Source organism: Luteibacter sp. P4_D7_3, from assembly GCF_056401735.1.
Map to the genome: position 1 here is coordinate 1 of NZ_JBFUIT010000038.1, position 20993 is coordinate 20993.

Sequence of the window (20993 nt, forward strand, 5' to 3'; positions counted from 1 at the left end):
ACGGACGAAGCCGCGGCCGCGGCAGACGGCAACCCACCCTTCGCACCCAACGCCTTCATCCGCATCGACGCCGATGGAAGCGTGCGACTGGTGATGCCCAGCGCGGAGATGGGCCAGGCCATCTACACCGGCATCTCGATGATGCTCGCCGAGGAACTCGGTGTCGGGCTCGACCAGATCAAGGTCGAGCATTCGATTCCCAGCGACGCGCTCTATGGCATTGCCCTGCTGGGTGGCGGACAGATCACCGGCGGCTCGACCAGCACACGCGGCCAATGGCAATCGTTGCGCGAAGCGGGCGCGGTCGCTCGCGAGATGTTGATCGCCGCCGCCGCCGCGCAATGGCACGTCGACCCCGCCAGTTGTTCGGTGTCGCGCGCCACGATCACGCACGTGCCCTCCGGTCGCACGCTCGGCTTCGGTGCCGTGGCTGAAGCGGCAGGCAAGCTGCCACAACCGGCGAAAGTCACGCTGAAGGATCCCAAAGACTTCACCGTCATCGGCAAGCCGCTGCGCCGGGTGGATTCCCCGGACAAGGTCAATGGCGGCACGCAGTTCGGCATCGATGTGAAAGTGCCGGGCATGAAGTATGCGGCGGTGCGTACGAGTCCCGAACTGGCCGGCACGCTCGGCAGCGTCGACGATACGAAGGCGCGCGCGATGGCCGGTGTGGTCGACGTCATCAAGCTCGACAACGCGGTCGCCGTGGTCGGCGAACACTACTGGGCGGCGTACCGCGGCCTGGAGGCTCTGGACATCGAATGGCGTCACGGCGTCAATGAGCATCTCGATACCGCCACGCTGATCGCCGCGCTACAGGAAAGCTCACGCAACGGCCCTGCGCTGATCGGCCGCAAGCCCAAGGGCGAGGCAGCGGCCGGCGGCAAGGCGGTGGAGATGACCTTCGTCACGCCGATGCTGGCGCATGCGCCGATGGAGCCGCTCAACGCTACCGTGCACGTGACACCGGGCAAGTGCGAGATCTGGACAGGCACTCAGGTGCCCACGCGCGCGCAGAAAGAGGCCGCGCGCATCTGTGGCATTCCGCTCGAGGCGGTGACGGTCAACAACCAGTACCTCGGCGGCGGTTTCGGCCGCCGCCTGGAAACCGACCAGGTCGAACAGGCGGTCGCCTTTGCGAAGCAGGTGTCGTATCCGCTGAAGGTGATCTGGAGCCGCGAGGAAGACATCCGTCATGATCGCGTGCGCCCGCTTTATTTCGATCGCATCTCGGCCACCCTGGGCGACGACGGCAAGCCCACTTCGTGGAAACACCGCATCACCAGCGGCACCGTCCTGGGGCGGTGGTTGCCCGCGGCCATGGGCAAGGACGGCATGGATAGCGATGCCATCGAATCGGCCGCTGACCTGCCTTACGACATGGACAACGTGCTGGTCGAGTGGGTACGCCATGAAATGCCTCCCGGCCTCGTCGTTGGTTGGTGGCGCGGCGTCGGACCCACGCACAACCTGTTCATCGTCGAGAGCTTCATCGATCATCTTGCGCAGACCGCCGGGAAGGATCCACTTGCCTACCGTCGGTCGCTGATGAAGGCGGGTTCGCGTCCCCTCGGTGTATTGAACCTTGCCGCGGAAAAGATCGGCTGGGGCAGCCAGCCATTGCCGGCGCGCGTCGGACGTGGCATCGCGGTGGCGTCGCCGTTCGGGAGTCATGTGTGCGCCATCGTCGAGGTCGAGGTGACGGCGCAGGGCGAGGTCCGCCTGCGCCGTGCGGTGGTCGCCGTGGACGTCGGCATCGCCATCAACCCCAGTTCCGTCCAGGCGCAGGTGCAGGGCGGGCTGCTATTTGGATTGAGCGCAGCGCTGTTCAACGGCATCACGCTCAAGGACGGCATGATCGAGCAGAGCAACTTCCACAACTACCGCTCGCTACGCATCAACGAGACGCCGGCTATCGAGGTGTTTACCGTGAACAGCAGCGAGTCACCTGGCGGCCTCGGTGAAGTCGGAACGGCCATCGCTGCGCCCGCGCTCGCCAATGCCATTTTTGCGGCGACCAGCGTGCGCCTGACCGAGCTTCCGGTGACACGTACGTCGCTGGCCGCATCGGCCGAGGCGCTCAAGCACGTCGCGGATAACGGCACTGGTAAGGGGGACGTCGCATGAAACGCTTCCTCGTTGTTGTCGTCCTCCTCCTGGTCATTGGCACCGTGGCGTATTTCGTTCTCAATCGCACGGATCCGGCTGCCGGTACATCGCCGCTCATCGTCGGCGCGCCGACGAACGCCGATCCGGTCGCGCGCGGCGAATACCTCGCTCGCGCCGCCGACTGCATCGCCTGTCATACCGTGCCGGAGACGGGTAAACCCTTCGCGGGGGGCCTGCCTTTCAAGCTACCGTTCGGCACCATCTACTCCTCCAACATCACCGCAGACGTCGAGACCGGTATCGGTGCATGGAGCGATGATGACTTCGTTCGCGCCGTGCGTGAGGGCGTGCGCAAGGACGGCAAGCACCTGTATCCGGCGTTCCCCTATACCGCTTACACCCAGCTCAGCCGGGCGGACGTGCTGGCGATCAAGGCGTATCTCTTCACCCTGCCGAAGGTGCGCCAGCCGGAACGGCCGAACGACCTGGGCTTCCCGTTCAACCAGCGCTGGGCGATGGGCTTCTGGAATGCGGCGTTCTTCCGCAGCCAGCGCTTCGAGAACGACCCCTCGCGCACGCCACAATGGAACGCGGGCGCGTATCTGGCCGGGCCGCTGGGTCACTGCGCCGAATGCCACACGCCACGCAATCTCGGCTTCGGGCTGAAACACAGCCAGGCACTGGCCGGCGCGGAGCTGCAGGGCTGGCGTGCCTGGAACATTACGTCCAACGAAACCCACGGCATCGGTAAGTGGAGCGATGAGGCACTGACCCAGTACCTGCGCACCGGCCACGCTGACGGCCATGCTTCGGCCATGGGTCCGATGGGTGAAGCCGTGGCGCATAGCCTGCAGTTCCTCAAGCCCGAAGACACGGCCGCGTTGGTGACCTGGCTACGTACCGTCCCGGCCCGCGAGGGCACGGATCCTGTCGTGGTCGATCCGGCCCCGAAAGCCGTGGTCGCGTCGAACGCCGCCGCGCCGGGAGGCGACGTGGACGGTGAGAACGCGGACGGCAAGCGCTTGTTCGAAGGTGCCTGCGCCAGCTGCCACCAGTGGAATGGCGTGGGACAGCAGACCCCGTATGCGGGCCTGGCGGGCACGCGCGGCGTGAATGATCCCAAGGGTGCCAACGTCACCCAGGCGATCCTGCACGGCGTGACCATGCGTATCGGCGACACCGATGTCTACATGCCGGCGTTCGGTCACGGCTACAGCGATCCTGAAGTGGCCGCCCTGGCGAACTTCGTGATCGGCCACTTTGGCGGCAAGCAGGGCGAAGTGACGGCGGCGGATGTGGCCAAGCGCCGGGATCTCTAGCGCTGGACCACTCAGTGCGCCGGGACGGGCGGCTTGCCCATGGCAGCCGTCTTCTCGGCGATTTTCGCCTTGATCGAAGGAATCGCGGCAAGCGCCGCGCGCTCGCCCTCGAGGATCGCGACGTTCTTCTGATCGAAGTCGGTCGGGCCGATCTGGCCGACCTTCGGCCTGATCACGATGTCGGCACGGCCGAGCTCCTGCTCGGCGAGCTTGCGACCCATGATGGTGATCGACTGGCCGACGATGCCGACCATGCCGGCCGGGTTGCTTCCGTCCGGACGTGCGGAGATATCCACGGCGATGACGATGTCGGCACCGAGCTGGCGCGCGGCATCCACAGGGACCGGACTGACCACGCCGCCGTCGACGAAATGCTTGCCGTTGATTTCCACCGGTTCGAACACACCGGGGATGCTGCTCGAGGCGCGCACGGCCTGGCCGGCGTTGCCACGGACGAAAATGGCCCGCTCACCGGTCTCGAGTTCGGTAGCCACCGCCGCGAACGGCGTGTGGAGCTTTTCAATCGGCGTGTTCTTCAGCAGGTCGTTGACGTAGTCCTGCAGCTTCTGCCCCTGAACCATGCCGCCCGAGAAGAAGCGGACATCGCGGATCTTGCCTTCATCCAGCGAGAAGGCGGTTTCCTGCAGCTGGAACGCATCCATGCCGCTGGCGTAAAGGACGCCGACCACGCTGCCGGCGCTGGTTCCCGACACCACATCCACGTGGATGCCGCTGGCTTCCAGCATCTTGATGACGCCGATATGGGCGAAGCCCTTGGCCGCACCGCCGCCGAGTGCCAGGCCGATCCGCGGCTTGGCCGCCAGCACAGGCACGGCATTGTCCAGTCGGGCATCCGGTTTCGTGCCGCCGAAGCAACCGGAAAGCAGGGCGGTGAAAACCAGCGGAAGCCAGGTGCGGGTGCGGGTGCGAAGCATCATGGAAGCGAACCGAGAGGGGGCTGGCGGATCATCGGGCAGCGGGGCGGCGCACGAATGACGGCTAAGTGGCGGAAGCAGGGCGGCGAGGTGCCGCCCTGACGTTGGTTCAGTCGCGGGTGTCGTCGGCTTCGACGTGGTACCGGGTGGCGATCTCGATCTCGTGCTTCGAACCCAGGAACACCGGCACGCGCTGGTGCAGGGCGCTCGGCTGCAGGCTCATGATCGGCTCGCGGCCTGTGGTGGCGGCGCCACCGGCCTGCTCCACGATGAAGGCCATGGGGTTCGCCTCGTACATGAGGCGCAGCTTCCCGGTGCCACCCTTGGCCGTGATCTTGGCGTCCAGCGGGTAAATGAAGACGCCGCCGCGGGTGATGATGCGATGCACGTCGGCCACCATCGAAGCCACCCAGCGCATGTTGAAGTCACGCCTGCGCGGGCCGGACTCACCGGCAAGCAGCTCGCCGATGTAACGCTGCATCGGGGCTTCCCAATGGCGCTGGTTCGACATGTTGATGGCGAACTCGGCTGTCTCTTCGGGAATGGTGATGCCACGGCGCGTCAGCACGAAGCTGCCGTGCTCGCGATCAAGGGTGAACTCGTGCACCCCATGGCCGAACGTGAGCACCAGCACGGTGCTCGGGCCGTAGACCACATAGCCCGCGGCGGCCTGGTCGGTGCCCGGCTGGAGGAAATCCTGCGTTTTCGGTTCGGTGACGCCGTCCGGGCAGCGCAACACCGAGAAGATCGTACCGACCGACACGTTAACGTCGATGTTCGACGAGCCGTCGAGCGKATCGAACAGGAGCAGGTAGTTTCCCTTGGGATAGGCGTCGGGGATCGGCTGCGGATCTTCCATCTCTTCGGAGGCGCAGGCGGCGAGGTGACCACCCCAGGCGTTGGCCTCGAGCAGGATCTCGTTGGAGATGACGTCCAGCTTCTTCTGCGCCTCGCCCTGCACGTTGTCCGAGCCGGCATTGCCGAGCACGCCGCCCAGGGCGCCCTTGCCGGTAGCYACGGAGATGCGCTTGCAGGCGCGGGCCACCACCTCGATGAGCAGGCTGAGCTGGGCGTTGATATGCCCCTCGCGCTTCTCTTCGATCAGGAACTGGATCAATGAAATCGGTTTCGTCATCGGGACGGACTCAAGCGCTAAACCACGCATTGTCCGGATGCGGGGTGAACGGCGCCAGAGGGCTGCTGACAGAACGCTGTCAGTAGCCCTCCCGCAGACTGTCCTTCCAGTCGAAGCAACGGAGAGGGAAGTCGCATGAATCGCTTTCTCGATCGTCTCGCCGTGCTCTACGCGCCGCTCGGGCGCCGGGGGCTGCTGATGGACGGGCAGTACCGGTTCGCTCCCGACGCGGCGCGTCCGCCGGTATCGCGGACAGGGGCCGTGCCTGCCAGGCCGGCATCGAAGACATCCACGAAGACCACAAGGGAATTGCACGCATGAATGCCAGTCGGATCAAGTTTCACCACGCGCCGAACAGCCGTTCCGGGAGCACGCTGATGCTGCTCGAAGAGCTTGGTGCGCAGTACGACATCCATGTGATGAACCTGGTCGAGGGCGAGCAGCGCCAGCCGGCTTACCTGAAGGTCAATCCGATGGGCAAGGTGCCGGCCATCGAGCACCTGGGCGGCCTTGTCACCGAACGGCCGGCGATCTTCACCTACCTCGCCGACCTGTTCCCGGAAGCCGGCCTCGCGCCCGGCCTCGGCGATCCGCTGCGCGGACCCTACCTTCGCTGGCTGTCGTTCTATGGTTCGTGCTTCGAGCCGGCGGTGATGGATCGCTTCATGAAGCATGAGCCCGCGCCTACGTCGACCTGTCCGTACGGCGACTTCGACACCGTCATGGACATGATCGAAGCACAGCTGGCGGCCGGTCCGTGGATGTTCGGGGACCGCTTCACCGCCGCGGATATCCTCTGGGCCAGTGCCCTGGACTGGACCATGCGCTTCGGTATCGTGCCGCGTCGCACGGTGTTCGAGGACTATGTGGCCCGCCTGATGGCCCGCCCGGCCATCTGCCGTGCCGCCGGGCAGGATGCCGCGCTGGCTCGCGCGCAGACGCTCGCCGTCGCGTGAGGGGTTGGATATGCGTAGCCATGACATTCGTCGCTTCCCGCGCCCCGCGCGGGAGGCGATGATTCGGACATGCGCCGCGCCGACCGCCTGTTCCTCATCATCAACGCCCTGCGCGGGCGGCGTACGGCGCTGCCCGCGCGGCAGCTGGCCAGCACACTCGAAGTCTCCCTGCGCACCGTCTATCGCGATGTCGCCGACCTCCAGCTCTCCGGCGTACCGATCGAAGGCGAGGCCGGCGTCGGGTACGTCCTGCGCAAGGGCTCGGACATTCCACCGCTGATGTTCTCCGCCGACGAACTCGAAGCCCTGGTCGCCGGAACGCGGTTTGTCCGCGCGTTCGCTGGCGAGCGGCTGGCGCGCGAGGCGCAGTCGGCACTGATCAAGATCGAGGCGGTACTGCCGCCCGACCTGCGCGAGCGTTCGGCGCAATCGAAGATCTTCGCGCCGATCTGGCGCGATCCGTTCCAGAACCAGGTTGCCGTGATGCTCGATCGCCTGCACGCGGCCATCGTCGGGCACTGCGTGCTCTGCCTGGACTACCGCGACGCGGAAGGGCGCACCTCCACGCGGGAGGTCGAGCCGCTGTGCCTGTCGTTCTGGGGTGGCGCCTGGACCCTGGGCACGTGGTGTCGCCATCGCCAGGCGTTCCGCAACTTCCGGCCGGACCGCATCGTGGATTGCCGGAACGAAGGCGAGACGTTTGCCGATGCGCCCGGGCGTGACCTGCAGGCTTATCTGGACACGATGCGAGGGCATTACGCGGGACTGGAATGATCCGGGAATGCGATGATCGGGGTTTCCCCGCCAACGGTCTCCTGCATGTCCCCCTGGATCCGCGCCATTGCCTTCGCTGGTGTTTTCGCCGCTACCGCCCACGCCGCCGCGCCGCCCGCGTCGCCGGACGAGGCCTTCAAGGGCATCTATTCGAAGGAATGGACCTGGCGTAACGGACAGGCAGGCATCCTCACCTCCGGCGAGGCCCAGCCCGGTGACGGACGACTGGATACGGTGGATGCCGCCAGCCAGGCCAGGCGACTGGCCTACTGGGACGACGTACTGGCACAACTGGACCGCATCGACCCACACAGCCTGAGCGGCACGGTTCGTGTCGACTACGCCGTGTACCGCGAGCAGATCTTCAACCTCGCGGCCGCGCAGCGTTTCGCGCAGTGGCAGATGCCGTTCAACAGCGACTCGGCCTTTTGGTCCGACGTGGGCTATGTGCTGCACGGCGACGACCTGCGCACGCGCGAGGACTACCAGCACTACATCGAGCGCGTGCGGCAGATTCCGGCCTACATGGATCAGGAAATCGCCAACATGCGCCTGGGGCTGGCGCGCGGCTTTACCGTTCCTCGCGAGGTGCTCAACGGGCGCGACGTGTCGATCGCCGCCGTGGCCGAACTGAAGAACCCGGAAGACAGCGCGCTCTACAAGCCGTTCAAGACGCTGCCGAAGTCCATGCCGGCCAAGGACGCCGAGGCGCTCCGCACCGACGCACGCAAGGCGATCGCACAGGGTGTCATCCCCGCATACGGCAAATTGCTGACCTTCTTTCGCACCGAGTACGTACCTAAGGCCCGGCCCACGCTGGCCGCCGAATCGCTCCCGGATGGCAAAGCCTACTATCGGCAGCAGATCCGCGAGTACACCACGCTGGAACTGACACCCGACCAGATCCATGCGATCGGCCTGCGCGAGGTGGCGAAAATCCACGAAGCCATGCTGGAGACCATGAAGGACACCGGCTTCAAGGGTGACTTCCCCGCCTTCCTGCAGTTCCTGCGTACGGATCCCCAGTTCTACGCGAAGACGCCCGACGAGCTGCTCATGCGTACGGCATGGGTGGCCAAGCAGGTGGACGGCAAGCTGGGCAAGTATTTCGGCCTGTTGCCGCGCCAGCGTTTTGCGATCGAGCCGGTGCCGGCGGATATTGCGCCGTACTACACCTCCGGCCGCGGCGGCGCGGACGTCTATCTGGTCAATACCTACGACCTGCCGTCGCGTCCGCTGTTCAACATGCCCGCGCTGACCCTGCATGAGTCCATGCCGGGCCATGCCTTGCAGTTGGGGCTTTCCGCGGAACAGGACGGCTTGCCGCCCTTCCGTCGCGACGGCTACATCTCCGCCTACGGCGAGGGCTGGGCGCTGTATTCGGAGTATCTGGGCGAGGAGATGGGCATCTACCACACGCCCTACGAACACTTCGGCTTTCTCACCTACCAGATGTGGCGCGCCTGCCGTCTCGTGGTCGACACCGGCATCCATCATCTGGGCTGGACCCGCCAGCAGGCGATCGATTACCTCACCCAGAACACCGCCCTGAGTCAGCGCGAGATCGCCAACGAGGTGGATCGGTACATCAGCTGGCCCGGCCAGGCGTTGTCCTATGAGCTGGGCTACCTGAAGATCCGCGAGCTGCGCGAGCGTGCCGAAGCCCAGCTGGGCGAGAAATTCGACCTGCGCGCCTTCCACGACACCGTGCTGGCCCTGGGCTCGGTTCCCCTCCCCGTCCTCGAGCAGCACGTAGACGCCTGGATCGCCTCCAAGAAATAAGGTTCATCGCGGATTACCGGGGCCCGGGCGCTCGGCTTTCGGGCCGGGCATCTTTCGCACCTCGCCCACGGCTCGCCTTCGGCTTCGCGGGCTCGGCTTCGCCGTCGCTCTCTACACTTGGGCGTCTCGCGGGGAGACCTTGGTGCCCACCCTCGCTGCTCAGACACGTCCTCCGCGTTCGACAAGGAAAGGCCGCTCACGCGGCCCATGTATCTATATGGCCTACGGCCGCTCCACTTGTGCGGAACTCGCCTCGAGGGTGGGCACCAAGGTCTCTCACGACGATACGGTCAGCTGGACGGAGTGCCGTCGAGCGTGGGTGTTGCCGCCGAAGCCGACCGTTACGGGGGACGTGCAGACACGTCATTTCCGGCGCGGCGAGCGTTTTCCTCGCCACTGCGCTGCCTCGCGGACGATCTCGGCGCGCTGGGGTCGACCGTTTGGCGAAGGCTCTGCGCCTCACCCCTCACGCAAGCGGCGGCGCGAGCCGCTAAAAACACGCACTCGCAAAGCGAGTGAACCGACCCCTTCAGCCTCCCCGGCATCCCGCGATGAACCAAAAATAAGGAATACCGTGACGTAGGTCTACATGTGGGCTATATTGCAGAATAACTCCACAGGTAGAGCAACGATGCACTCAGTCATCCATGCCGAACCCAATCCCACCGGCGATCTCGGTGGCCCCGCCTTGCGGGCCTTCTTCGCCCTGGCCGAACGCTGGAAACTTCGGGTCACCGAGCAACGCACGCTGCTTGGTGACCCGCCCGAATCCACGTACTTCAAGTGGAAGAAGCAGCAGGATGGTGCCCCGTCCCGCGACGTGATCGAGCGCATCAGCTATCTGCTGGGCATCTGGAAGGACCTCCAGATCCTCTTTCCCGATCCTGCCCAGGCAGATGCCTGGCTGCGCAAGCCCAACGACGCCGCGCTCTTCGGCGGTCAACCCGCGTTGGAACGCATGCTGTCGGGCAATGTCGCCGATCTCTATGTCGTGCGTCAGTACCTGGACGCGCAGCGCGGCTGGAACGGATGAGCGCCTCGCAAACGCCTCCGCTCCGGCGCATTCGCTGGACCCATGCCTACCGCATCGTTCCCAGCCGGTTCCCGCCCGTCGGTCTGTTCGACAGGATTGCCGAGCCCAGGGACATCGACGCGGTCATGGCGATCGAATCGCTGACCAACCCACGCCTGCGCGACGAAATCGGCGCGTTGCGCCTGGTGCCGCCGGATCGGCGCGTCTCCGGCCCGGGCACGACGCCGATCATGGCCGCCTTTGCGCACATTCCACCCGAGGGCAGTCGGTTCTCCGACGGGCACTGGGGCGTGTTCTACGCCGCGCACAGCGTGGCCACGGCCATCGAGGAGACGGTATTCCATCGCGAAGCCTTCCTCGCCGCCACGCACGAGCCGCCCACCGACGTGCAGGTGCGCTGTTACAAAACGGCCATCGCGGGCAAGCTGCACGACATTCGCGGCGGCTGGCCGGCCGAGCACGATCCCGACTCCTATGTGGCGAGCGTGAAGCTGGCCCGCGCCCTGCGGGACGACGGCTCCAACGGCATCGTCTACGACAGTGCGCGCCATGAAGGGGGCGAGTGCATCGCGGTGTTCTACCCCGATCTCGTGGCGCCGTGCGTGCAGGCGGAACATCTCATTTATCGCTGGAACGGTACGCGTGTCGAAGCGGTATTGAAGGTCACACCGATAGAGCGCCAGGGTTTACCGCGCAGACCGTAAGCGGTTACGGTGTTTCGGATGAAATGTCTGACGCTTGTTCTCACCCTTTTCGTTATTTCCTTCGGCGCCGTGGCGAAAGATTCCGACCACGCGAAGTGGAACGCGGACATCGAGGCCTTCGAGGCCTCGGATAAGGCCAGCCCGCCGCCCGCCAACGCCGTGCTCTTCATCGGCAGTTCGTCGATTCGCTTCTGGAAGACGCTGGCTACGGATTTTCCGCGCTACCGCGTGATCAACCGTGGCTTCGGCGGCTCCGACCTGGACGATGCCACGGCGTTCGCCGACCGCATCGTGACGCCGTACCACCCCGTGGCGCTGGTGATGTATGCCGGTGATAACGATCTCCAGGGCGGCGACTCGCCGGAGCAGGTCCGCGACGACTTCGCCGCCTTCGTCGGCAAGGTGCGTGAGACGCAACCCGATCTGCCTGTCGCCTTCATCGCGATCAAACCCAGTGTCGCGCGCGTCGCCTTGCTGCCGAACATCCTTCAGGCGGACATGCTGATTCGGCAGTGGGCGATGACTCAGAAGGACGTGGCCTTCCTCGACGTGGTGCCGGCGATGCTCGACGCGAAGGGTCAGCCGATGTCGGATCTGTTCATCGACGATGGGTTACATATGAACGCGAAGGGCTATGCACTGTGGGTTGCACGGGTGAAGCCGTGGCTCGCAGAACACGCGATGGCCGCTGAAGATAAACGTAGGCAAAACGCGCCTACCCCGTAATGCGGGAACTTCACGCGATCGCCCTTATCTAAGTCTGTGATCGCCGAGAGGCGACCTGTTGTCAGACGACCGGCTTCCATTGGTCCCTCTGTCCCGGGTCCCGCTATTTCCCCTGATAGCCTGGACCCGACACCGACCCCGGCAGCTCCTCCCCTGGCTGCCGGGGTTTTATTTTTTGCGGGAGCCGCTTCAGCGGCAATAGGTAAATGTGGGAGCCGCTTCAGCGGCGAAAAACCCACGAAGCGATGTAGCCGCGCCCCCATCGCCGCCGCCCCACAAAGAAACGGGCGGGCAAGTCATAGACCCACCCGCCCATCAGGGAAATCTTCGAAACTGGATCAGAACGTGCGGCTACGGCTCGCGTAGGGCCGGATCGACGTGTCGAAAGCCCGCCAGCGACCGTCATTTCCTTCGATGTTCAGGACGATGTCGGACAACGCGTTGGCCTGCTCAATCCGCCGCGCCTCGCTCACCGCGCATTCCAGGGCGTCGTCCCGCGAGCAAAACTCGCCGTATTCCGTTTCGTTCTTCTGCAATAGCCAGAGACCCGGACCCACGGACTCGAACGGAATATCGAAGACGACCACGATGGACACACCCTGTTCAGCGGAAAGTAAGTCCATCGTAGACGCCGGTTCGTTAGGCGCCCGTTGAGATTCAGTTGTCGGCGCCTGAAGCGAAGCCCTCACGGGTGCCCCGATGGAAGACTTGATCCGTCGAAAGGACATCACTCGCCGCCACGGACGTGCTCTGGCCGAGCTTCTCGTAGATCGGCGTGAAGTCCGGACGGGTCGCATCGAACAGTTGCGCGAAATCGTCGATGACGAAGTACGTCTGCTGGAACGTATCGATCCTGTAGCGAGTGTTCATCACACGCTCCAGGTCGAAGCCGATGCGGTTCGGCGCCGTGGAGTCGATCGAGTAGATGGACTCGCCCTTGGAGCTGACGATGCCCGCGCCGTAGATGCGCAGGCCCTTCTCCGTACGGATCAGGCCGAATTCCACGGTGTACCAGTAGAGGCGCGTAAGGTTCATCAGCGCTTCGGGTCCGATCGCGTGCGCCTTCATGCCGCCCTTGCCGTAAGCCTGCATGTAATCGGCGAACACAGGGTTGAGGAGCAGTGGCACGTGACCGAACAAGTCGTGGAACAGGTCCGGTTCGGACAGGTAATCGAGCTGATCCGGCTTACGAATCCACCAGCTGACCGGAAAACGCCGGTTGGCCAGGTGGTCGAAGAAGACTTCGTCCGGCAACAGTCCTTCCACGGCCACCACTTCCCAGCCGGTGGCCTCACCCAGCACCTTGTTCAGGTCGGAAAAGCGCGGAATGCCGCCATCGCCCAGGCCGAAACGCTCCACGCCGTCGAGAAACTCCTGGCAGGCGTAGGCCGGCAAAAGCTCGCGCTGGCGCTTGTACAAGGTGTCCCAGACCTGGTGGTCCGTTGTCGAATAGCTATCCCACGGCTGTTCCACGGTGCCGGTCGCGTAAACGGGCACATAGCCTCGATCGGTCTGCTGGTGTTCGACGCGACGGGGGGTGTCCATGGCGGGCCTCCTTGGGGCTGCTGCGGGGCTGATGAGTGACCAGCTTAGCGAGGAAGGGCCGCAATAGGCTTGTGTTGTTGCGCAGCAACGGCCTGATGGTGCAACAATGTGTCTTAAATAGATCAGGTAGCGACAGAATCATGCAAACGGGATTTGACCGCACAGACCGGCGCATTCTCGCCATCCTCCAGTCCAACGGTCGGATGACCAACGCCGAGCTGGCTACCGAAGTGAATCTCTCCCCTTCGGCGTGCCTGCGCCGGGTGCAAAAGCTCGAGGCTGACGGCGTGATCGCCGGCTACGGGGCCCACCTGGAACCGCGCGCGCTGGGGCTCGGGCTCCAGGCCTTCGTCCGCGTGCAGCTCTCCCGGCACGAGGCCGAGGCGATCGACCGGTTCACCGAGCAGGTGGCGCAGTGGGACGAGGTGGTGTCCTGCTACGCGCTGACGGGCGACATGGACTATCTGCTCCAGGTCTACGTCGCGGACCTGGAGGGATTCTCTCGTTTTCTGCTCGATCGCCTGCTCAATGCGGCGGGCGTTGCCGACGTGAATACGAGCTTCGTCCTGCGGACCGTCAAGGCTTCAACGGCCTTACCGCTCGGTAACGTGCCCGGTTAGCACGTCGCAAGCCCGCGTGTCTTAAGAACAAAGACAACTTCCTCTAGCGGCACGGCTCGGCCATCGTTAATCTTGTGTTCTTGATGGAAGCCACCTCCGCCAATCTGAACTCCCGCGACCGCATGCGTCCGCTTCGCTATCTATGGCGAATTCCGCTGGTGCTGCTGCACATCGTGGTCGCCATTCTGATCTGCGCCTTCATCCTGACCTGGGCCAGCGGCGTGATGAAGAACGGCCGCGAGCCGTTCGCCCACCGCGCCATCCGCCTGTGGTCGGTCCTGCTGCTCCGCATATTCGGCTTCCGCAGCCGACGTTTCGGCACGCCGCTTCCGGATCCGGTCCTCTTCGTCGCCAATCACACCTCCTGGCTGGACATCACGGTGGTGCATTCGCAGCGTGCCGCCTGTTTCGTCGCCAAGGCGGAGATCGCAGGCTGGCCACTCGTGGGCTGGATGGCCGCGCGCGGCGGCACGATTTTTCATCGCCGCGGCAGCAACCATTCGCTGGCCTCGGTCATGGCCGTGATGGTCGAGCGCCTCCACGCGGGCCGATCGGTCGCGGTGTTCCCCGAGGGCGGCACCGGGCACAACGGCGTCCTGCGTGTGTTCCACGCGCGGATCTTCCAGGCGGCGCTCGACGCCGACGTGCCGGTCCAGCCGGTCGCGTTGCGCTTTGCGCGCCAGGGCCGCCGGGTGATCGATGCGGGATTTCGCGAAAACGAGACCTTCATGGGCAACGTCATCCGCCTGTTGGGCGAAGCCCCGCTCGACGTCGAAGTGCACTTCCTCGAGCCGGTGCCGGTATCGGCCGATGGCCGCCGGCGCATGGCCGAGGCATCGCGCGAACGTATCGCGCTGGCCCTGGACACCGACACGCCCGCATGAGTCTGCCCAAAGGCTCAGACTTCCTGCCGCCGTGGCCGCTGCGCAGCGGGCACATCCAGACCATGCTTTCTTCCAGCGGCGTTCGTCGCCGGCTGTTGCCTAAACGGGCACAGCAGGTGCAGGTGGGCGCGCGCGAAGTGCTGGTCGACGTGGGGCAGGGCGATCGCCTGAGTGGCCGCTATACGGCGCAGACCACCGGCCGCGAGTCACGCGGTCTGGCCATTCTGTTCCACGGCTGGGAAGGCAGTGTCGACTCAACCTACGTGCTGCAGACGGGCAGCCGCCTGCTCGAAGACGGCTGGGACGTCTTTCGCCTGAATTTCCGCGACCATGGCGATAGCCACGGCCTGAACGAGGCGCTATTCCATTCCTGCCGGATCGACGAGGTGGTTGCCGCCCTTGGTGAGATCGCCCGGATGTTCCCRGCAAAGACCATCGGTGTGGCGGGTTTCTCGCTCGGCGGCAACTTCGCGTTGCGTGCCGCCATGCTGGCGCCCGCGCAAGGCGTGCCGCTGGATTACGTGCTCGCGGTATGCCCTATCGTCGATCCTGCGGAAGGCCTGTTTTCGCTCGAGAAGGAAGCGCCGTGGATTTACCACGCCTACTTCATGCAGAAGTGGCGCCGCTCCCTTCGCCTGAAGCAAGAGGCCTTTCCGCAGCAGACCTACTTCGAGCTCAACGAACTCAAGCAGMACATGCGCGAGCTGACGGCCTCCCTGGTGCTTCGCCACACGGATTTCGGTTCGCTCGAGGCCTACCTCGATGGCTACTCGATCGCCGGCGACCGGCTGATGAACATGCATGTTCCGGCCACCATCCTGACCTCGAGCGACGATCCGGTCATTCCGATCGGCGCGTTCCATGCCCTGCGCCTGCCGCCGAATATCGAGCTCGATATCGCCAGCTACGGCGGCCATTGCGGCTTCATCCGCGATTTCGGCATGACCAGTTTCACCGACGATTACATAGCGGCCCGTTTCGACGCGATCGCCCGCTGACCTGGTCTTCGCAGCCGCGGAGCAAGACTGGGCAACCTTYCTTAGAATCCGAGGACATCCCTATGCGCCTGAAGAGCGACAGCATCGAAAACGGAAAGCCGATTCCGGCCACGTACGCCTTCATGGAGATCGGCGAGCCGATCAAGCCGGCGGGCAACGTGACGCCGCACCTGGCCTGGACCGAGGTGCCGGCGACCGCGAAGTCGTTCGCCATCGCCGTGATCGATACGGACGTGCCGTCGAAGCCGGATGATGTGAACGTGGAAGGTCGCGAGGTTCCCCGGCACCTGCCGCGCGTGGAATTCGTGCACTGGCTGATGGCCAACATCCCGCTGGAGTGCCGCGAGCTGGGCGAGGGCGCTTGTGGCGAAGGCGTCGTGGCGCGTGGAAAGAAAGATCCGGTCGGGCCGCCGGGTTCGGTCCAGGGGCTTAACGATTACACGGGCTGGTTCAAGGGCGATCGGGATATGGAAGGTCACTACCACGGGTACGACGGCCCCTGTCCGCCGTGGAACGACTCGATCCCGCACCACTACCACTTCCACGTCTACGCGCTGGATGTAGACACCGTGCTGCTCGAAAACGGCTACTCGCTTGCCGAGTTGCGCGATGTCATCAAGGGACATGTGGTGGACGAGGCGGTGATCACCGGTACCTATTCGCTCAATCCGAAAGTGAAAGCGTGACGACGAAGTGAAGCGCAAGGCTGAACGACTTTTGAGTGAGGTGGCGGGGCTTCACGCGGTATGCGCGGCGGCCGGGACTAAATGGGCTCGCGCCATCCCACCCACTGGAGTACCCCGACCATGCTGCACTACGCCCTCGTCTTCCTCGTCATTGCAATCATCGCGGCGGTATTCGGCTTCGGCGGCATAGCGGGCACGGCCGCAGGTATTGCGAAGATCCTTTTCATCATCTTCCTTATCCTGGCCATCATCTCGTTCTTCCGCGGCCGCAGCGTGTAGCTGCCGTGGGCTGGCGAGGCGTCCTTGTCGCAGCGAGGGGTTCTGCTGCGACAGTCGAGGGCGCCAGGAGCCCGCTCTTTGCGTGGTCCGCCGATCGGGTCGCGAACGGATTGCACCCCGTCGGGCACCGCGGCAATGATGACCTTTACCTCACCCTTCCTGCTTTACCGTGTCCTATCCCGCTTCCGGAGAACTTCGTCATGAACAAACCCGCCGACCATGTCGCCAACGTCGCGACCGCCGCCGCGAACACCGTTTCGGCCGCCGAGCGCATCGACGCCAGTGCCGAGCGAGTGAAGCAGGCCACGTCCGACACCATCGACCGTACGAAGGACGCCGTGGACCGCGCTGCCGACAAGGTTGAGTCGTCGCTGCACAACGCCACCGACAAGGCCGCTTACGGCGCCACTCGCGCTGCCGAGAAGGCCGAAGAGGCAAAGCTCCGCGGCAAGGAAGTGTATGGCGAGGCCGTGGATACGGCGAACGACTGGCTGGACACGGCGCGCGACTACGTTCGCGAGAAGCCGGTACAGTCCATTGCGCTGGCGATCGCTGCCGGCTGGTTGGCTGGTCGCATCCTGCGTAGCTGATCCACTTCTCCCCGGGGGCAAGACGCATGTTGGAAGACGGTCCCTCGGGGCAGAGTGACGTGGAAGAGCCGGTGCCGGGCGCGCAAGCGCCCAAGGGCGCCGGTGTAAAGATTCCCGCCTGGTTCGACGACGTGCGCAGGCTCGGCGTGGGCCTGAAGAGCCTGTTCGGTGCACAGCTTCGGCTGATCCTCGCCGAACTGAGCCTGGCCCGAAGCGGCATCACGATGATGCTGTTCATGGGGCTGGCGGCTATCGTCTTCGCCGTGGCGCTTGGATTGACGCTGCTTGCCCTGGCGGGCTGGGGGCTGGCGCAGTGGTTCGGCTCCTGGGCCTGGGCGCTCGCTGCGCTCGCCGGTCTGCAGCTGATTCTGCTCGTACTGGCGATTCTGGTCTTCCGTCGGGGCATGCACTGGCTTACCCTTCCGGCCTCTCGCGCCGAACTGGCAACACTTGCCCGGGAAGCGGCGAAGCAGGGTAAGGCCGAAGGCGAGCTCAAGGTTAAGGACTGAACGATGGGCATCTTCAACAATATGGCGAGGGTCACAAAGGCTCGGGCCGAAGTAGCCATCGCACGGGAAAAGACCGTCGAACCGGCCGCGGCGCTTATCGCCCGTGGCTACGAATACCCTCTTACTGTCCTGGGTCTTGCTGCCGGCTCCGGCGTGCTGCTGAGCARCATCAAGGTCAATCCGCTCGCCATTCCCGGCGTGAGCGGGCTCGTTGCCGGCGGCACCGCCGACATCATTGGCAAAGTGATCTCCATGGCGGCAGGCAGCTTCCTGGGTGACTTCGCCGGCAACGCAGCCGACGCCGCGGCCGACGCTGCCGACGGCACGGCGTGAGCGACTTTCCCAGCCCTTTGCCTGCACCGGTTCCGTCCCCGGCGCCGCCAGGCGTCGCCGTGTCCTCGCTTGCCGTCGCACGGGCGCGCCGGAAACCCGGTAGCAGTCGCAGCACACGACGTATCTCGCGGCACCTGGTCGCTATTCGCATCTCACTGACCGCCATGATCCTGCTGGCCACCGTCTACACGGTGGCGATCGGCAAATCGTTGCTCGTTCCCCTCGTGCTTGCCGCTTTCATCGGGCTGGCACTGAACCCGATCGTCGTGGCCGCGGCGCGCATTCGACTGCCGCGCTGGTTTGCGGCGGTCACCGTCATGCTGCTACTTGGCCTCGGACTGGTCTCCGCCGTCGCAACGCTGTCGACGCCCGCACTGAACTGGTTCCATGAAGCGCCGGCTGCCATGCGCACCTTCGCGCCGAAGATCAAACCGATGACGCAGCAGATCGAAGCGGCGAGTCGGGCCACGCAGACACTGGTCGGCGGCACGGTTGCGCGCAACGCACCGCAGGCCAGCAACGATTTCGCCTTCACCGCCTGGGACATCGTTGCTGGCGCGCCGAAAGTGCTGGCCAGCGTGCTCACCGTGGCGCTACTGGTGTTCTTCTTCCTCGTCTACGGCGACGAAATCCTGCGGCGAGCGGTGGAGATATCACCAACCTTCGCCTACAAGCGACACACGGTAAGCATCGTGCGCAGCATCCAGACCGAGGTATCGAGTTATCTGCTGCTTACGGCGGCCATCAATGTGACGCTCGGGCTGGTGACGGCTGGCATGCTTTACCTCTACGGTGTGCCCGACCCCCTGCTTTGGGGCTCCGTCGCTGCTATCGCCAACTTCATCCCCTACGTCGGCGCCATCACGACGACGACAATCCTGTCGATCGTCGGCGTGCTGCACTTCCAGGAACTCGGCCCGGCGTTATTGCCTGCGGCCACCTTCGCCGGCATCACGGCGATCGAAGGTAACCTGCTGACGCCGATGCTTCAGGGTCGCCGTTCACGGCTGAGCCCCGTCGCCATCCTGCTATGGCTGCTGGTCTGGGGCTGGATCTGGGGCATTCCCGGGGCCTTGCTCGCCGTACCGATGTTGACCTGCGTGAAGCTCATCACCGCCAAGCTGCGTGGATGGGAGTGGTTTGCGCACATCATCTCGCGCTGAGACGGCTAAAGCATCTCAGGTGCTTTCGCGTACCTGCATCTCGAATGAAACATCCACACGACGTTTGGTCGGTGTGCGACCGGAAATACGCTCGATCAGTTGCTGCGCTGCGATACGGCCGATCTCATGGCGAGGCGACATGATGGTAGTCAGCGCTGGCGTCACCAGGCTGGCGAAGGGCAGGCCGTTGAAGCCGGCGATGGCGATCCGTTTGGGAACCGCGATACCTTCGCGCTGCGCGCGAAGGATGGCGCCGACGGCGAGGTCGTCGTTGGCGAAGAAAATCGCGTCGACCTTCGGCTTCATGCTCAGCACTTCCATCAGCGCATCGCCACCGCGCGCGGGATTGCTTGGCTCTTCATACGACAGCGCTTCGCGCCGGGCCAGTCCGTGTTTCGCCAACACGCGATCCATGCCTTTGTATCGCTGCGCGGCGCGATAGTCCGCATCGAGACGGCAGCCGACGAAGACGATCTGCCGGTAGCCACGCGCGACGAGATGTTCGGCCATCGCCTCACCCGCCTTGTAGTGCGACAAGCCCACGTTCATGTCGATCGGCTGCGCGCCGAACTCCATCGTTTCAACGACAGGCTTGCCCCAGCGCTTGAGCAGATGGCGCGTGCGGTCGAGGTGGCGCATGCCGGCAATGATCATGCCGGGCGGTGACCAGCCCAGGAAGGTGGAAACCGCGGTGTACTCGCGTTCGAGGTCGTACTCGGTATTACCCAGCATCAGTTGATACCCGGCAGCTTGTGCCACTTCCTGGATGCCCGCGACGATCTCGACGAAAACGGTGTTCGACAGCGACGGTACGATCACGGGAATGACGTTGGAACCCGCCGAAGCCAGCGCACCGGCCACATGGTTCTGGACATAGCCCAGTGCGTCGATCGCCGCATCGATGCGCGCGCGCAAGGCATCGGAGACCGTCTCGGGCTTGTTCAAGGCGCGCGACACCGTCATCGGCGAGACGCCCGCGTGCTCGGCCACGTCTTTCAGTGTCGCCGTGCGTTCGGCGGGGACTTTGGCGGGACTCATGGGTTGACCGACTCCTTCGATGTTCGCGCTAACACCCTGATTGAAGGGGGATGATGATGCAAACGACGACGGCCCACCAGCCATCGCTGGCGGTGCCTTGTTGTGCACCGCATCATTAAAACCTTTTACATCAATGCCCTGAAATGATTGCGCTACCATTCCTACGGGCCTATAGTCCGGCCACACGTGGTACCCGCATTCAAACGCGTTGGTCGGAGGTGTTGTGATTCAGTTGTCCCGCGAACCCGTCGCGCAGGCCCTCCTCGGTGCACGCGGCATCGCAAAGCGCTTCGGCCCCGTTGAAGTCCTGCGCGGCATCGACCTGGAGCTTCGCCCCGGACGCATCCTGACTCTCATGGGTGAGAACGGCGCCGGGAAGTCCACGATGTTCCGCATCCTTGCCGGCCAGCTGCAGCCCAGCGCCGGCGAACTCACCCTCAATGGTGAATCCCTGCGGTTGGCGTCGCCTCACGCTGCTCACGCGCACGGCATTCATCTCGTGCCGCAGGAGCCGCTTTTGCTTCCTGAGTTGACCGTCGCGGAGACGATGTTCCTCGGTCGGCTACCAATGACCGGCGCGATCTTCCGTCACGTCGACTGGAAGGACGTGCGCCGGCGTGCACAGGCCGTGCTGCGGATGCTCGACCTGGATATCGACATCGACCGCTGCGCAAAGACGCTGAGCATCGCGCAGCTTCAGCTGGTGGAGTGCGCCAAGGCGCTGTTGCACGACTGTCGCATCATCCTTTTCGACGAACCGACCTCACCGCTCACCTCGCATGAGGTGGACAACCTGTTCGTCATCATGCGCCGCCTCGCGGCCGACGGCTGCACGTTGAGCTTTATCAGTCATCGCACCGAGGAAGTGCTCGAGA

Annotated in this window: 24 protein-coding genes; 19 read left to right on the forward strand and 5 right to left on the reverse strand. The window is 64.6% G+C overall.

From position 1 onward, the window contains the following. Together AC1DSN_RS06155 and AC1DSN_RS06160 are read left to right on the forward strand one after the other, a co-directional pair. A partial coding sequence (locus AC1DSN_RS06155; protein ID WP_477329956.1) for a xanthine dehydrogenase family protein molybdopterin-binding subunit occupies positions 1-2127 on the forward strand: 2127 nt, incomplete at its 5' end. After that, entirely contained in the window at positions 2124-3428 is a 1305-nt protein-coding gene (locus tag AC1DSN_RS06160) for a c-type cytochrome (protein ID WP_063572235.1), read from the forward strand. The genes AC1DSN_RS06155 and AC1DSN_RS06160, both read left to right, overlap by 4 nt. A gap of 11 nt (positions 3429-3439) precedes the next feature. Here the strand turns inward: AC1DSN_RS06160 and AC1DSN_RS06165 are convergent, their stop codons facing one another. After that, positions 3440-4366, reverse strand: coding sequence for a patatin-like phospholipase family protein (locus tag AC1DSN_RS06165; RefSeq protein WP_063572234.1), 927 nt, complete (start codon positions 4364-4366; stop codon positions 3440-3442). A gap of 106 nt (positions 4367-4472) precedes the next feature. Next, entirely contained in the window at positions 4473-5498 is a 1026-nt protein-coding gene (locus tag AC1DSN_RS06170) for a class 1 fructose-bisphosphatase (RefSeq protein WP_477329958.1), read from the reverse strand. Between the two features lie 135 nt (positions 5499-5633). Between AC1DSN_RS06170 and AC1DSN_RS06175 the strand changes: the two genes are divergently transcribed. The 7 genes from AC1DSN_RS06175 (at position 5634) to AC1DSN_RS06205 (ending at position 11473) form a co-directional block, all read left to right on the forward strand. Next, the gene (locus tag AC1DSN_RS06175; protein WP_213949029.1) at positions 5634-5819 is read left to right on the forward strand and encodes a hypothetical protein; all 186 of its coding nucleotides are present in this window, start codon (positions 5634-5636) and stop codon (positions 5817-5819) included. Continuing rightward, on the forward strand, positions 5816-6454 hold the full coding sequence (locus tag AC1DSN_RS06180; protein ID WP_063570502.1) for a glutathione S-transferase family protein: 639 nt from the start codon (positions 5816-5818) through the stop codon (positions 6452-6454). Before AC1DSN_RS06175 ends, AC1DSN_RS06180 begins: the two co-directional genes overlap by 4 nt. Before the next feature lie 69 nt (positions 6455-6523). After that, positions 6524-7228, forward strand: coding sequence for a helix-turn-helix transcriptional regulator (locus AC1DSN_RS06185; RefSeq protein WP_063570501.1), 705 nt, complete (start codon positions 6524-6526; stop codon positions 7226-7228). Between the two features lie 45 nt (positions 7229-7273). Beyond that, positions 7274-9010: a DUF885 domain-containing protein gene (locus AC1DSN_RS06190; protein WP_477294002.1), complete on the forward strand. Its 1737-nt coding sequence runs from the start codon at positions 7274-7276 to the stop codon at positions 9008-9010. Positions 9011-9641: 631 nt separating this feature from the next. After that, positions 9642-10043, forward strand: a complete 402-nt coding sequence (locus AC1DSN_RS06195; protein ID WP_477294004.1) for an MbcA/ParS/Xre antitoxin family protein — start codon at positions 9642-9644, stop codon at positions 10041-10043. Further along, positions 10040-10747 carry an RES family NAD+ phosphorylase gene (locus AC1DSN_RS06200; RefSeq protein ID WP_477294006.1) on the forward strand — a complete coding sequence of 236 codons (708 nt, stop codon included), beginning with the start codon at positions 10040-10042 and terminating at the stop codon, positions 10745-10747. Before AC1DSN_RS06195 ends, AC1DSN_RS06200 begins: the two co-directional genes overlap by 4 nt. Before the next feature lie 18 nt (positions 10748-10765). After that, entirely contained in the window at positions 10766-11473 is a 708-nt protein-coding gene (locus tag AC1DSN_RS06205) for an SGNH/GDSL hydrolase family protein (RefSeq protein ID WP_477329960.1), read from the forward strand. A 338-nt stretch (positions 11474-11811) separates the two neighbouring features. Here the strand turns inward: AC1DSN_RS06205 and AC1DSN_RS06210 are convergent, their stop codons facing one another. Together AC1DSN_RS06210 and phhA are read right to left on the reverse strand one after the other, a co-directional pair. Continuing rightward, on the reverse strand, positions 11812-12096 hold the full coding sequence (locus tag AC1DSN_RS06210) for a hypothetical protein (protein ID WP_477294010.1): 285 nt from the start codon (positions 12094-12096) through the stop codon (positions 11812-11814). 34 nt (positions 12097-12130) lie between these two features. Next, positions 12131-13018, reverse strand: coding sequence for a phenylalanine 4-monooxygenase (phhA, locus tag AC1DSN_RS06215; protein ID WP_477294012.1), 888 nt, complete (start codon positions 13016-13018; stop codon positions 12131-12133). Positions 13019-13158: 140 nt separating this feature from the next. On the opposite strand from phhA, the gene AC1DSN_RS06220 reads away from it, so the two are divergent. From AC1DSN_RS06220 to AC1DSN_RS06260, 9 genes are all read left to right on the forward strand, one after another. Continuing rightward, positions 13159-13638, forward strand: coding sequence for an Lrp/AsnC family transcriptional regulator (locus tag AC1DSN_RS06220; protein ID WP_063570494.1), 480 nt, complete (start codon positions 13159-13161; stop codon positions 13636-13638). Positions 13639-13721: 83 nt separating this feature from the next. After that, on the forward strand, positions 13722-14522 hold the full coding sequence (locus tag AC1DSN_RS06225; RefSeq protein ID WP_213949024.1) for a lysophospholipid acyltransferase family protein: 801 nt from the start codon (positions 13722-13724) through the stop codon (positions 14520-14522). After that, positions 14519-15520, forward strand: coding sequence for a YheT family hydrolase (locus AC1DSN_RS06230; protein ID WP_477329962.1), 1002 nt, complete (start codon positions 14519-14521; stop codon positions 15518-15520). The genes AC1DSN_RS06225 and AC1DSN_RS06230 overlap by 4 nt, the downstream gene beginning before the upstream one ends. Positions 15521-15582: 62 nt before the next feature. Beyond that, positions 15583-16206, forward strand: a complete 624-nt coding sequence (locus tag AC1DSN_RS06235; RefSeq protein WP_477294015.1) for a YbhB/YbcL family Raf kinase inhibitor-like protein — start codon at positions 15583-15585, stop codon at positions 16204-16206. Between the two features lie 120 nt (positions 16207-16326). Continuing rightward, a complete protein-coding gene (locus AC1DSN_RS06240) occupies positions 16327-16485 on the forward strand; it encodes a DUF1328 domain-containing protein (RefSeq protein ID WP_082878844.1) in 159 nt (52 codons plus the stop codon). A gap of 200 nt (positions 16486-16685) precedes the next feature. Continuing rightward, positions 16686-17075, forward strand: coding sequence for an ElaB/YgaM/YqjD family protein (locus tag AC1DSN_RS06245; RefSeq protein ID WP_218625504.1), 390 nt, complete (start codon positions 16686-16688; stop codon positions 17073-17075). Positions 17076-17101: 26 nt separating this feature from the next. Further along, positions 17102-17584 (forward strand): ABC transporter ATP-binding protein, encoded by a 483-nt coding sequence (locus AC1DSN_RS06250; RefSeq protein WP_231873828.1) that lies wholly within the window; start codon positions 17102-17104, stop codon positions 17582-17584. Between the two features lie 3 nt (positions 17585-17587). Beyond that, positions 17588-17917: a hypothetical protein gene (locus AC1DSN_RS06255; protein ID WP_477329964.1), complete on the forward strand. Its 330-nt coding sequence runs from the start codon at positions 17588-17590 to the stop codon at positions 17915-17917. Positions 17918-17976: 59 nt separating this feature from the next. Then, positions 17977-19080 carry an AI-2E family transporter gene (locus AC1DSN_RS06260; protein WP_477294019.1) on the forward strand — a complete coding sequence of 368 codons (1104 nt, stop codon included), beginning with the start codon at positions 17977-17979 and terminating at the stop codon, positions 19078-19080. A 15-nt stretch (positions 19081-19095) separates the two neighbouring features. Here AC1DSN_RS06260 and AC1DSN_RS06265 read toward each other — a convergent pair whose 3' ends face one another. Further along, on the reverse strand, positions 19096-20118 hold the full coding sequence (locus AC1DSN_RS06265) for a LacI family DNA-binding transcriptional regulator (protein ID WP_477294021.1): 1023 nt from the start codon (positions 20116-20118) through the stop codon (positions 19096-19098). Between the two features lie 223 nt (positions 20119-20341). On the opposite strand from AC1DSN_RS06265, the gene AC1DSN_RS06270 reads away from it, so the two are divergent. Next, a partial coding sequence (locus AC1DSN_RS06270; RefSeq protein WP_477329966.1) for an ATP-binding cassette domain-containing protein occupies positions 20342-20993 on the forward strand: 652 nt, incomplete at its 3' end.